This is a genomic window from Buchnera aphidicola (Shivaphis celti), from assembly GCF_039349365.1.
Taxonomy (GTDB): Bacteria; Pseudomonadota; Gammaproteobacteria; order Enterobacterales; family Enterobacteriaceae; genus Buchnera_L; species Buchnera_L aphidicola_AL.
Window position 1 is genome coordinate 214,187 of sequence record NZ_CP134977.1, and the last position, 14,263, is coordinate 228,449.

11 protein-coding genes are annotated in these 14,263 nt (G+C 23.3%); 6 read left to right on the plus strand and 5 right to left on the minus strand.

The window, feature by feature from the left end:
* Positions 1–52: 52 nt before the first annotated feature.
* Together RJT40_RS00985 and RJT40_RS00990 are read right to left on the minus strand one after the other, a co-directional pair.
* Positions 53–1,042, minus strand: coding sequence for a beta-propeller fold lactonase family protein (locus RJT40_RS00985; protein ID WP_343182341.1), 990 nt, complete (start codon positions 1,040–1,042; stop codon positions 53–55).
* Positions 1,043–1,067: 25 nt separating this feature from the next.
* A complete protein-coding gene (locus tag RJT40_RS00990) occupies positions 1,068–3,119 on the minus strand; it encodes a DEAD/DEAH box helicase (RefSeq protein WP_343182342.1) in 2,052 nt (683 codons plus the stop codon).
* Between the two features lie 172 nt (positions 3,120–3,291).
* Here RJT40_RS00990 and gap point away from each other — a divergent pair, with 172 nt between their 5' ends.
* Complete coding sequence (gene gap / locus RJT40_RS00995; RefSeq protein ID WP_428994194.1) at positions 3,292–4,299, plus strand: type I glyceraldehyde-3-phosphate dehydrogenase; 1,008 nt, start codon at positions 3,292–3,294, stop codon at positions 4,297–4,299.
* Positions 4,300–4,381: 82 nt separating this feature from the next.
* On the opposite strand, the gene fldA is transcribed toward gap, so the two are convergent.
* Positions 4,382–4,909 (minus strand): flavodoxin FldA, encoded by a 528-nt coding sequence (fldA, locus tag RJT40_RS01000; protein WP_343182344.1) that lies wholly within the window; start codon positions 4,907–4,909, stop codon positions 4,382–4,384.
* A gap of 232 nt (positions 4,910–5,141) precedes the next feature.
* Between fldA and RJT40_RS01005 the strand changes: the two genes are divergently transcribed.
* The 5 genes from RJT40_RS01005 (at position 5,142) to pfkA (ending at position 11,645) form a co-directional block, all read left to right on the plus strand.
* Positions 5,142–5,885, plus strand: a complete 744-nt coding sequence (locus RJT40_RS01005; protein WP_343182345.1) for a Nif3-like dinuclear metal center hexameric protein — start codon at positions 5,142–5,144, stop codon at positions 5,883–5,885.
* Between the two features lie 47 nt (positions 5,886–5,932).
* The gene (locus RJT40_RS01010; RefSeq protein WP_343182346.1) at positions 5,933–8,635 is read left to right on the plus strand and encodes a 2-oxoglutarate dehydrogenase E1 component; all 2,703 of its coding nucleotides are present in this window, start codon (positions 5,933–5,935) and stop codon (positions 8,633–8,635) included.
* Between the two features lie 12 nt (positions 8,636–8,647).
* On the plus strand, positions 8,648–9,799 hold the full coding sequence (sucB, locus tag RJT40_RS01015; RefSeq protein WP_343182347.1) for a dihydrolipoyllysine-residue succinyltransferase: 1,152 nt from the start codon (positions 8,648–8,650) through the stop codon (positions 9,797–9,799).
* 71 nt (positions 9,800–9,870) lie between these two features.
* Positions 9,871–10,572 carry a 2,3-diphosphoglycerate-dependent phosphoglycerate mutase gene (gene gpmA / locus RJT40_RS01020; protein ID WP_343182348.1) on the plus strand — a complete coding sequence of 234 codons (702 nt, stop codon included), beginning with the start codon at positions 9,871–9,873 and terminating at the stop codon, positions 10,570–10,572.
* A gap of 110 nt (positions 10,573–10,682) precedes the next feature.
* Positions 10,683–11,645, plus strand: a complete 963-nt coding sequence (gene pfkA, locus RJT40_RS01025) for a 6-phosphofructokinase (protein ID WP_343182349.1) — start codon at positions 10,683–10,685, stop codon at positions 11,643–11,645.
* Positions 11,646–11,736: 91 nt separating this feature from the next.
* Here pfkA and tpiA read toward each other — a convergent pair whose 3' ends face one another.
* Both tpiA and rpsA read right to left on the minus strand, forming a co-directional pair.
* Positions 11,737–12,501, minus strand: coding sequence for a triose-phosphate isomerase (gene tpiA / locus RJT40_RS01030; protein ID WP_343182350.1), 765 nt, complete (start codon positions 12,499–12,501; stop codon positions 11,737–11,739).
* Positions 12,502–12,635: 134 nt separating this feature from the next.
* Positions 12,636–14,252 (minus strand): 30S ribosomal protein S1, encoded by a 1,617-nt coding sequence (rpsA, locus tag RJT40_RS01035; RefSeq protein ID WP_428994184.1) that lies wholly within the window; start codon positions 14,250–14,252, stop codon positions 12,636–12,638.
* Between the last annotated feature and the right edge of the window lie 11 nt (positions 14,253–14,263).

Below are 14,263 nucleotides of genomic sequence, written 5' to 3' on the forward strand. Positions count from 1 at the left end.
TATTAATAATATGATTACTATATCTATTTTAGATATAGTAATGTTTATCTTTTTAGATTTGATGAATTAAAATCCATGTAGGATGTTTATGAACAGAATATTCATATAATTTACTTAAAAATCCATTTTTCATAGAAATATTGTATACAATAATAGTATTTGATTTTTTTCCTATCGAAATTAAATATTCATTATTTTGATCTATGGCAAATGATTTTGGTTGTTGTGTTGTAGAAATAAGATTATTGTATTGCAATGTACCATTTTTATTGACTTTAAATGTAGTAATAGTATTATGTAATCGATCAGATGCATATAAATAATTATTACATAAAGTTAAATGTATATCTGCAGACCATGATTTTTTTAAATTCATAAAAATACTAATATTTTGTATAATTTCGATATTTTTTTTTATATAATTAATTTTAAAGACATCAACTGTTCCATTTAATTCATTAATACTATATAAAATATTGTGATGTTTATGTATTGTCATGTGTCTTGGTCCAGATTTTTTAGAAGCTTGAAAAAAATTAATTTTTTTGCATGAAATACTGTTTTTTAATATTTTTAATTTATATGTATAAATACGATCTGCTAATAAAGCTGGAACAAAGGCTAATTTATTAAAATTGTCTATATTTACTGAATGACATCCCGGTAAATTATGAAATATCTTTATGGGATATGTTGGAATATGATTTTTATTTATATAACTTATACTCATACAATTAGCATGATAATATGCACAAAATAAAAAGTTTTCTTCTTTGTCAAGAGCAATATAATTAGGACTATATGGAATTTTTGTAGAACTAAGATATTGTAATTTTCCGTTTGATAAAATATTGTATGTTAAAATTTTATAATTTGGTCTTATTCCAATATATAATTTTTTTCTTTTTTTTGAAATTTCTATTGGTTGTCCTTCACCCATGATAGTAATTCGTTGTATTAAAAACATTTGTCCAGTATTTAGTAATTCCCATACCTCAATTGCATGATTTTCCGTTGTGACAATATATATAATTTGTTTCATATTTTCCCTTTTTTAAAAAAAATAATTAATTTTTTGTATCAAAAATATTTTTTATATTTTTTAAAAAATTTAATATCCATTGTATTCTTGTTTTATCATTTTTTATTTGATAAATAAATTTTAAAGAAAATTCATTATTTAATTTCCATTTTTTAAATGTTGAATTAAATAACTTTAATAATTTAATAGTGTTTATTTTTTTTGAGTTAATAAATTCTATTTTTCCTCCTAATTGATTCGATTGAATTTTTGTAATACCAATTTGGTTGAGTAAAATTTTTATTTTTGTTTTTAATAATAGATTTTTTACTTCTTGCGGTAAAATACCAAAGTTTTTAATGAGATTATTTTTTATATTCAATAATTTTTCATTTTTTTCAGCTGATAAAATTTTTTTATAGTATAATAATCTTATATCAACACTAGAAATATATTTTTCTGGCAATATTGTTGGAATAAATAATTTTATTTCTGGTTGATTTTTTTTCAATTGTGCAATAGATAAACTATTATTTTCTTTTATGTATTCAATCGTTTTTTTTAAAAATTTTTTATATATAAAGAATTCGATATTTTTAATATGTCCACTTTGTTTTTCTCCTAATAATTCTCCAGCTCCTCGAATTTTTAAATCATGTTGAGCAAGTTCGTATCCTGAGCTAAAATCTTTTATAGATTTTATAACCTCTAGTCTTTTTTTTTTATTTAATGAATTTTTTTTTTGTTCAGAAATTAGTAACCAGGCATATGCTTGTATATTTGATCGTCCTACACGACCACGCATTTGATATAATTGCGCTAATCCAAAAGAATCAGCATTTTCAATAATTATAGAATTTACTGTTGGTATATCTAATCCAATTTCTATAATAGTAGTACAAATTAATACATGAAATTTTTTTTCTAAAAAATTATTTATAATTTTTTGCAATTTCTTTCCATTCATTTTCCCATGGCCAATCATAAATTTCGCTTCTGGTACTAATTTTCTTAAAGACATTAATTTTTCTATTAAATTTTTTACTTGGTTACAAATATAATAAATTTGTCCATTTCGTTTTATTTCAAATAAAATAATTTTTCGAATTAAGTTTTGATTGTATTTTTTAACAAATGTTTTAACAGTACAACGATTTTTTGGAGGAGTATTAATAATGGATAAATCTTGAATGTAATTCTTAGTCATATTTAATGTTCTGGGAATAGGAGTTGCAGTTAAAGTCAAAATATCAATATTATTAGAAAATTTTTTAATTTTTTCTTTATGAATCACTCCAAATTTATGTTCTTCATCTACAATAATTAGCCCTAAATTATTCCATATAATTTTACTAAATAAAATTTTATGAGTTCCGATTAAAATATTTGTTGATCCGTTAAGAATATTTTTAAAGCACATGCTTTGTTCTTTGTGAGATTGAAAACGAGAGATAATTTCAATATTAATATTATATTTTGTAAAACGTTCTCGTAAGTTTTTATAATGCTGTTGCACTAATAATGTTGTTGGAACTAACATAACAACTTGTTTATCATTTTTTACTGCAATAAAAGCAGCACGGATGGCAATTTCTGTTTTTCCAAATCCTACATCTCCACAAATTAAGCGATCCATTGGTTTTTTTGCATGCATATCAGATAATACAGCATTCATTACTGTTATTTGATCCTTCGTTATTTCAAAAGGACAATTTTTACAAAATAAATTATATTCTTTGATATTAATGTGAAATGAAAATCCTTTTTTTGATTTTCGATATGCATGATTTTCTAATATTTGTATTGCAGTATCATTTACTTTTTTAAAAATTGTATCTCTTTTTTTGATCCATTTATGACAACCTAATTTATTTAAATTGATATTATTAATTCCAGAGCTATCATGATAATGTTTTATTAAATATAAATTCTCAATAGGAACATATAATTTATCGTTATTTGCATATACAATTGTAATATATTCTGTTGAAATATTATTATTTTTTATAATATTTAATCCTTGGTATCTCCCTATTCCATGTTTTAAATGAATTACTAACGAATTTTTTTTGAAGTATGTTATATTTTTTTTTATCATGAATTTTAATTTATTCTGTAGTGATGATAGAGATAAAATTTTGATATAAATAAATTATATATTGTAAATTATTATATCAAGAATATAAGTTATAAAATAAAAATTTAAAATGATATATTTTTTTACATTATGGTATATTTAATTTATAAAATAATATTATAATTTTAAAATGGTGTATGTTATGGCTATTAAAATTGGAATTAATGGTTTTGGAAGGATTGGTCGTATAGTATTTCGATTAGCGCAATTACGTTCTGATATTGAGGTAGTTGGAATTAATGATTTATTAGAAATAAAATATATAGCATATATGTTAAAACTAGATTCTACACATGGTAGATTTAATGGTTCAATAGAGGTTCAAGATAAACATATTATTGTTAATAATAAAAAAATTAGAATTTTTTCTGAAAAAAAACCAGAAAATATTGATTGGAAACAATTATCCGTAGATGTTGTTATTGAATCAACTGGTATTTTTTTAACTACAGAAAGTGCATTTAAACATATTATTTCTGGAGCAAAAAAAGTAGTAATTACTGCACCCCCTAAAGATAATACTCCAATGTTTGTTAATGGTGTCAATTTTGATAAATATGAAAATGAAAAAGTTGTGTCTAATGCTTCATGTACTACAAATTGTTTAGCACCATTGGCTATGATAATTCATCAATCTTTTGGAATTGAAGAAGGATTAATGACTACCGTACATGCTACTACTGCTACTCAAAAGACTGTTGATTCTCCTTCACAAAAAGATTGGAGAGGAGGAAGAGGAGCATTACAAAATATTATACCATCATCAACAGGTGCAGCAATTGCTGTTGGAAAAGTATTGCCTGAATTGTCTGGAAAATTAACAGGAATAGCATTTCGTGTTCCTACAGCTAATGTTTCTGTAGTAGATTTAACAGTAAGATTAAAAAAATCTACCACTTATAATACAATTTGTCGAACAATTAAACTTGCTTCTCAAACTTATATGCGAGGAATTGTTGGATATTCTGAAGAAGATGTTGTTTCTACTGATTTTAATGGTTCTCAAATAACTTCTATTTTTGATGCATCTGCTGGTTTATCTTTAAACAGTAAATTTTTTAAATTAATTGCTTGGTATGATAATGAAACAGGTTATTCCAGTAAAGTGTTAGATTTATCGATTTTAATTGCAAAAAAATAAAATATATATTCCTAGAAATTAAACAGCATGTTTAATTACATAAATTATTACATGCTGTATTTTATATTATACAATTAATATATTATTTTTTTTTATTAATATTCTTTATTTCAGTTAATATAGATTTTGTCCAAATTGCTATTCTTTGATCGCTTAATTTTTTTTGTCGATCTTCATCAATTACTAGTCCTACAAAATATTTTTCATTTATTAATGCTTTAGAAGATTCAAATTTGTATCCCTCAGTAGACCATTTTCCAATCAAAGTAGCATTTTTTTCTTTTAAAATTTCATAAATTATTCCCATTCCATCACAAAAGTATTCGCTATAATCTTCTTGATCTCCACATCCAAAAATAGCGACTATTTTATCTTTAAAATCTATTTTTTTCAAATGTGGTAAAAATTCATCCCAATCGCATTGCATTTCACCATAATACCAAGTAGGTATACCAAATATTAAAATATTAAATTTTTCTATATCTTTTTCTGTTGCATCAGAAATATCGAATATTGCAGATTTTTCTAATCCAATTTTATGATGAATAATTTTTGCAATTTTTTCGGTATTTCCAGTATCACTTCCGAAAAAGATTCCTATCTCTTTCATAATATCCTCATTTTTTCAGTTAATATATTATAATTTATATTTTGTTACTTATAAATAAAACAAGAAATTTTTCTTTAAATATTAATTTATAATATATAAATTATATAAAATTTTACATTTAAATCATATTATTAAATAAAAATAAATTTTTATGAAAATAAATTTATTTATTTTTATATTAAATTTATAAAAAATAAAAATATATTTTACAATTTTAATTATTAGGAAAATTATGAACAATTATGAATTAGAAAAAATCATAAATAACAAGTTAAATAGTAAAAAAATTCATGATTATATTCCTAACGGTTTACAAATCGAAGGGAAAAATAATATTAAAAAAATTATTACCGGAGTTAGTATATGTCAAAAATTAATTGATATAGCCATTCAAAAACAAGCGGAAGCTATTATTGTACATCACGGATTTTTTTGGAAAAATGAATCTAATAGAATTATTAAAAATAAAAAAAACCGATTAAAATCAATTTTATCTCATGAAATTAACTTATATAATTGGCATCTCCCGTTAGATATACACGATCAATTAGGTAATAATGTTCAAATAGCAAAAAAATTAGGTATTAATATATTAGGGAAAATAACTGATTTAGTTTTATGGGGAAATTTTTCTCATAAAATACCTGTTTCAACATTTATTCAGAAGGTAAATACAATATTTAATCATGAAGTAATGTGTTTTAAAAATCCAGATAATAATTTTATTAAAAATATTGCGTGGTGTAGTGGTAGAGGGCAAAAATATATTAAATACGCTTGTAATTTTAGTTTAGATGCTTTTCTAACTGGTGAAGCATCTGAAGATACTATGCATTATTCATATGAAAATAAAATTCATTTTTTTTCAGCTGGTCATTATTGTACTGAACGTTTTGGAATACAAAAATTAGGAGATTGGTTAAATAAAAATTATAATTTAAATGTTGAATTTATTGATATTTATAATCCAATATAAAATTATTACTACAATATCTTTCATATAATTAATATATAGGTTTTTTTATGAAAAAAAAATGCATGTTAAATGATTTGATTTTTGATCTACATTATAATAATCAATTATATATTGATGCAATGTATAAAAATTTTATACATGATCCGAATGCAATGTCTTCAGAATGGAAAAATTTTTTTTGTAAATATCAAGAACATGATGAAACTGATAAAACAAAAGATTATAATTTTTTTAATAAAAAAAATGACATTTCATTACTAATTCAGTATATTAGACAATATGGTCATATATATGCAAATATTAATCCCTTAAAAAAAAAATTTACATCAAATGAATTAAATTCATTTTTATTATTGAATAATAAAAGATTTAAAAAAGAATCAATATCAATTTTACAAAATTTATTATATGATGAAAAAAATTCTTCTTTTTATCAAAAATACGAGAATTATAAAAATATATATTGTAAATATATAGGATATGAATATTATCATATTGATAATATAAAAGAAAAAAAATGGATAAAAAATTATATAGAAAATATATCGAAAAAATTTATATTATCTGATATAGAAAAAATTAACTTATTAAATACATTAATTAAAACAGAAATTTTTGAAAAATATCTTCATTCTAAATTTATAGGAGCAAAACGCTTTTCAATTGAAGGGGCAGATGTTTTAATTCCTATGTTAAAATATATAATAAATTATGCATGTAATAACGTTACATCAAAAGTTATTTTTGGAATGGCACATAGAGGAAGATTAAATGTTTTGGTAAATGTATTAAAAAAAAAAATAAACGATTTATGTTATGAATTTTCAGAATCATATAGCAATTTATATGGAACTGGAGATGCAAAATATCATGTTGGTATGAAAAGGAAAATTAAGCGTGGTAGTAAGAATATTATAATTGATCTAAAATATAATCCATCGCATTTAGAAATTATTAACCCAGTTGTTATGGGAGCAGCTAAAGCATATCTTGAACAACAAGATACACTAAACACAAATTTTGTTTTACCAATTAATATTCATGGAGATGCTGCAATTATTGGACAAGGAGTAAATCAAGAATTATTAAATATGTCACAAACAAGAGGTTATTGTGTTGGAGGAACAATACATATTGTTATAAACAATCAAATTGGATTTACAACTTCTGATATTCAAGATATACGTTCTAGCACATATTGTACAGATATTGCAAAAATGATACAATCTCCAGTTTTTCATGTTAATGCAGATCATCCAAATTCTGTGATTTTTGCTACTCAATTAGCATTAGATTATAGGTATAAATTTAAAAAAGATGTTTTTATAGATTTAGTTTGTTACCGAAGAAGAGGTCATAATGAGTCTGATGAACCAAGTGTCACTCAACCCATGATGTATAAAAAAATTTCTCAACAAAAAACAATTAGTAATATTTATGCAGAAAGATTACAAATTAAAAAAATTATTAATGTAAATTACTATAATAATAAACAAATAGAATATCGTAAAAAGATAAATATTTTAGGAGAAGAAAAATTTTCATGTAATAAAAAAATAGAAAAAAAAAATTGTATTTTTTATAAAGAAAAAATTGAAAAAATCGATTTAAAAAAAATTTTTTTACAAATTAATACAATTCCTCAACATATTCAATTACATAATCGAGTACATAAAATTTATCAAGATAGATACAATATGGCCACCAAAAATACATTAATTGATTGGGGTGCAGCAGAAAATTTGGCTTATGCAATTTTGATATGCCAAGGTATTTCATGCAGAATTTCTGGAGAAGATGTTGCTAGAGGGACATTTTTTCATCGCCACTCAGTAGTATATGATCAATCAAGCGGTTTAGATTATATTCCTTTGCATCATTTACAACAATCGAAGGGAAAATTTAGAATTTATAATTCTGTATTATCAGAAGAAGCAACATTAGCATTTGAATATGGATATTCTATTGATTCAAAAAAAACAATAAATATTTGGGAGGCACAATTTGGTGATTTTGTTAATAATGCACAAGTTGTGATAGATCAGTTTATTAGTTCCGGAGAACAAAAATGGGGAATAAAATCAAATTTAATAATTTTTTTACCTCATGGATACGAAGGCCAAGGACCTGAACATTCTTCATGTCGATTAGAAAGATTTTTACAATTATGTGCACAAAATAATATGAAAGTCTGTTCACCATCTACTGCCGCACAAATATATCATATACTGATTAAACATGCACATAGTAAACAGTATCGACCGTTAATTATCTTGACTCCAAAATCTTTTTTGCGAAATGATATGGCTAAATCATCTTTTGTGGAAATAAAAGATGGATACTTTAAAAAAGTAATACAGGAAAAGAGAAATATTACAGATAATGCAATTAAAAAAATAATTTTTTGTTTTGGAAAAATATATTACGAATTAATAAATAATACTATTTTTCTTAAAAATAAAAATGTTATTTTAGTAAAAATTGAACAATTATATCCATTTCCAAAATTAGAAATTTTAAATTTATTGAATGTTTATATTAATCTTCAAGAAATTATTTGGTGTCAAGAAGAACCAAAAAATCAAGGGGCATGGTATTATATATATTTTAAATTTCAAAAAATACTCTCTAAACATATGAAATTAAAATATATTGGTCGTGATGCTTTTGCTGCTCCTGCAGGAGGATCAATTTTTTTACATAAACAACAACAAAGAAAAATTATTTCTAATGTTTTAAATATTATATAAGAGATATTTTACATGAAAAAAAAAAACATTTTAGTTCCAGAGTTACCAGAATCTGTTAATGATGCAACAATTATTCGTTGGCATAAAAGTATTGGAGAAGTAGTGAAACAGGATGAAATATTAGTTGATATAGAAACTGAAAAAGTAATTTTAGAAGTTCCATCAATAATTGATGGAAAACTAGAAAAAATATTATCTCTTCCTGGATCTATAGTAAAAAGTAAACAAATAATAGGACATATAAAAGAAATAAATACTGAAAATGAAAAGTATGCTGTAATTTCATCTGATGAAAAAAAAAAAAAAATAATAAAAGATATAAAAAATATTCAAAAAAACAATGATAGCCCATCTTATAGAAGAATTATTTCTAAAAATCAAAATAATGTAATCAATCAATCAATAAATACAAAAGAAATAAATAAAATTGTTGATGATAGATTGCCACAAAAAAAAAATAAATTTGACAAAAAAACCATCGTACCTCTTACAAATTTTAGAAAAAGAATAGCAAATAGGTTATTACAAACTAAAAAAAATACAGTGATGTTAACTACTTTTAATGAAATAAATATGAGTTCTGTGATTAAAATAAGAAAAAAATATAAAGATCTATTTCAAGAAAAACATACGATCAAATTAGGATTTATGTCATTTTTTATAAAAGCGGTTGTGCAAGCTCTAAAAAAATTTCCAAATATAAATGCTAAAATTAATAATAATAACATAATATATTATCATTATTTTGATATTAACATCGCAATTTCTACAACTCATGGATTAATTACTCCAATTTTAAAAAACGTTGATAATATGTCGATGGCTGAAATAGAAAAAAAAATTTTTGATTTAAGAAAAAAAGCAGAATTAGGAAAATTAGAATTATCAGATTTATTAAGTGGAAATTTTACAATTACTAATGGAGGAGTATTTGGTTCATTATTTTCTACTCCTATTATTAATCCTCCGCAAACTGCTATTTTAGGTATGCATGCCATTCAAGATCGTGTTATTGTCGTACATGACAAGATAACAATAGCTCCAATGATGTATATTGCTCTTTCATATGATCATCAATTAATTGATGGAAAAGAATCTGTAGGTTTTTTAAAAACAATTAAAGAGGTATTAGAAGATTTTTCTAGAATTATGTTAGATATTTAATAAAAATTTTTATCAAAAAAATTTAAACATTGAAAATGATTTTCTATTATGAAATAAACAGGATATATAATATGAAAAAAAAAAATCGTTTAGTTTTAATTCGACATGGAGAGAGTTTATGGAATCAATTAAATCAATTTACAGGATGGACAGATGTACAATTATCTATAAAAGGTAAAAAAGAAGCGCTTGCTGCAGGAAAATTGCTAAAAAAAAAAAATTTTTTTTTTGATTATTGTTACACTTCAGTATTACAAAGAGCTATTCATACTTTATGGATTGTTCTAAAAGAAATAAATCAATCTTGGTTACCTGTAAAAAAAACATGGCGTTTAAATGAACGTCATTATGGTAAATTACAAGGACTAAATAAAGATTCAGTAATAGAAAAATATGGATTAGAAAATATTCAAAAATGGAGAAGAAGTTTTAAAGAAATACCGCCAAAAATGACAGATCTTCAAAAACTTGTTATACGTTCTGATAACCGATATGTAAATCTTGAAAATTCAGAAATTCCTAATTCTGAAAGTTTAGAACTTACTTTATTAAGAATTTTACCATTTTGGGAGAAAGTGATTTTCCCAAAAATACAAAATAATAAAAATATATTAATTGTTGCACATGGTAATTCATTACGCGCTTTAATTAAATATTTATCAAAATTAGATGAAAAATCAGTTTATAATTTATCTGTTCCAACCGGAATACCTATTATATATAATATTGATAATTCTAATATTTCTAAAGAATATAAATTTTTAAAAAATTAAAATGTTACTATTTCAAAATATTTTACAATATTTTACTAAATTTTAAAATATATCTTGTAATAATGATTTTATATTTTCATTTAAATGTTTTTATTTCAAAAAAATTAATTATGATAAAAAGAATTGGTGTACTAACAAGTGGGGGAGATTCCCCTGGAATGAATGCAGCAATACGATCTATAGTACGTACAGGTTTAAATGAAAAATTAGAAATATTTGGAATATACGATGGGTATTTAGGGTTGTATAAAAATTACATGATACAGTTAAATTATAATAGTGTTTCTAATATGTTAAATCGAGGAGGAACATTTCTTGGATCAGCTAGATTTCCAGAATTTTATAAAAAAAATATTCGATCAATAGCAATTCAAAATATCAGAAATAAAAAAATTGATGCTTTAATTGTTATTGGAGGAGATGGATCATATACAGGTGCTCAAAAGTTAACTGATATCGGTATACCATGTATTGGTTTACCGGGTACTATAGATAATGATATTTATGGTACTGATTATACTATTGGTTATTTTACTGCACTAAATACTATTGTGGAAGCAATTGATCGATTACGTGACACATCTTCTTCTCATCAAAGAATATCTATTGTAGAGGTGATGGGTAGATGTTGTGGAGATTTAACTTTATTTGCAGCTATTGCTGGTGGATGTGAATTTATTGTGTTACCAGAAATGTCTTTCAAAAAAGAGTTACTATTAAAAGAAATTCAATTACGTATTCGAAATGGAAAAAAACATGCAATTATTGCGATTACTGAAGGCATTTGTGATGTAGAAAAATTAGCAAAATATATCGAAAATCATATTAAAAGAGAAACTCGATCGACTATTTTAGGACATATTCAAAGAGGAGGATCACCTGTTGCTTATGATAGAATCTTAGCATCAAGAATGGGTGCATATGCAATTAAAAAAATTATTCAAGGTTATGGTGGAAAGTGTATTGGAATAAAAAACGAAACAATTATTAATTATGATTTTTCAATTGCAATTAATCATAAAAATAAAAAAAATAAAAATAATTTTTTAAATCTTGCTAAAAAATTATATTAATTTTTTTTGTAACAGTGCCGGATTAACCGGCGCTACATTTATTGTATATAAGAAATTTTTTGTTAAAATTTTTATGTAATTAGATGTATAGTTATTTTAAAAAATTAGTATACTTAATCATTTTAATAAAATTTTTATATATTAAAATTGAATTTCCAACTAACACTCCATCTATATGATCAGATGCAAAAAATTGTTGTATATTATTTTCATTTACTGAACCTCCATATTGTACTTTTATTTCTTTTGGATTAAGATTACTATTATTCATCACATATTCTTTAATAAATTTATGTATTTTTTCTACATATTGAATTTTTGCATTTTCCCCTGTTCCAATTGCCCAAATTGGCTCATAAGCAATAATAGCATTTTGAAATGCTTGTCTTCCAACAATATTAAATATTATTTCTATTTGTTTTTTTAATATTAATTCTGTTTTTTCATTTTTTTTTTCTTTTAAATTTTCTCCAATACATAATATAGGAGTAATACCGTTTTCTTGAAGAATTTTAAATTTTTTTGCAATACAATCATTATTTTCATAATGAAATTTTCTACGTTCAGAATGACCAATAATAACGTATTTGACACCAATATCTTTTAACATCGTTGCAGATATTTCTCCAGTAAATGCTCCAGATAGATTTATATCAACATTTTGTGCTCCTAAAAAAAAATTTTTTTTTTTTATACTATTTTTTATACTATTAATATAAATAACAGGAGGAACAAAGATAATTTTATTAAATAATTTATTTTCGTTAAAATAATTTTTTAAATTTTCAATATAATAATTAATAATAGAATTGTTACCGTTTAATTTCCAATTAGCAGTAATAATAAATTTTTTCAAAATGACCTCACCATTATGAGAAACTAAGTTATTTTTTATGTAATATAACTTAGTTTACTCTAATCAATATGAATAATGATATAATTAAATATTATTTTATATTATAGTAATAAATATTTTTAATATGATACTAATTATTGATCGATTTTAAAAAAAATATCATGTTTAAATTTTTTTAAAAAAATTGATTCACTGTTTTTATCAGTATAATTTTTATATGGTAAAATATGAATAACTCTATTTTTTCGATCAAATTTATTAAATTTGCATTCAATTAAATCATTGACTTTAAATAATAATAAACAATTCTTTTTATTTAAAATTCCAATAACATCACTACCTAAATATACTTTAATAATATTATCTTGAATCAATAATACTCTTCCCGGAATGATATCATCTTTTTTATACTGTTGAATATATTTACTAAAATTATCTTCTGTCAGTTGTTTTAAACCTAATGAAATTCTTTCTCTTTCAGGATCAACTTGTAATACTACAGCAGAAATTTTATTTCCTTTTTTGTATTTTGCTAATACTTTTTCATTTGTATGATTCCACGAAATATCAGATAAATGGACTAATCCATCAATTCCACCGTCTAAACCAATAAATATACCAAAATCAGTAATAGATTTAATTTTACCTTGTACACGAACACCTTTATGATTTTCTTTTGAAAAAATTTCCCAAGGATTTGGTTTACATTGTTTAATTCCTAATGATATACGTCTTCTTTCAGCATCAATATCTAAAATCATCACTTGCAATTTGTCTCCAATATTTGCAACTTTATTGGGATGAATATTTTTATTTGTCCAATCCATTTCTGAGATATGAACTAATCCTTCTATTCCTTCTTCAATTTCAACAAAACAACCATAATCAGTAAGATTAGTCACTTTCCCGAAAACTTTGTTTCCTTCCGAATATCGATTTAATATAGAATTCCATGGATCATCTGTTAATTGTTTTAACCCAAGCGATACTCTTGTTTTTTCGCGATCAAATTTTAATACTTTAACAACAATTTCATCTCCTATATTAACAATATCACTTGGATGTTTCACTCTTTTCCAAGCCATATCAGTAATATGTAATAATCCATCTACGCCACCTAAATCTACAAATGCTCCATAATCAGTTAAATTTTTTATTACTCCTTTAACAGTCATTCCTTCTTGTAATTTTAATAAAAATTGATTTCTTTCAGCGCTTGTTTCAGATTCAATTACTGCTTTTCTTGATACAACTACATTATTTCTTTTTTGATCTATTTTAATTATTTTCAGTTCAATTGGTTTATTTTCTAAATGACTAGTTTCTTTTATAGGACGAATATCTACTAATGATCCTGGTAAAAATGCACGTAAATCATTTAATTCTATTGTAAACCCACCTTTTACTTTCCCACTTATCATGCCAATAACAGTTTCAGAATTCTGATATGCATTTTTTAATGCAATCCAAGATTCATGTTTTTTTGCTTTTTCTCGAGATAAAACCGTTTCTCCAAAACCGTCTTCCATTGAATCTAATGCAACATCTACATAATCTCCGATTTTAATTTCTAGTTTTCCAAATTTATTTTTAAACTGTTCAATCGGAACATATGATTCTGACTTTAATCCAGAATCAATAATAACTGTTTCTTTTTTTATATCAATTATTTGACCAGAAATAATTGATCCTGTTTTTGTTTTAATTTTTTTAAAAGATTGTTCAAGTAAATAAGAAAATGATTCTTTCATAAAAATAATTT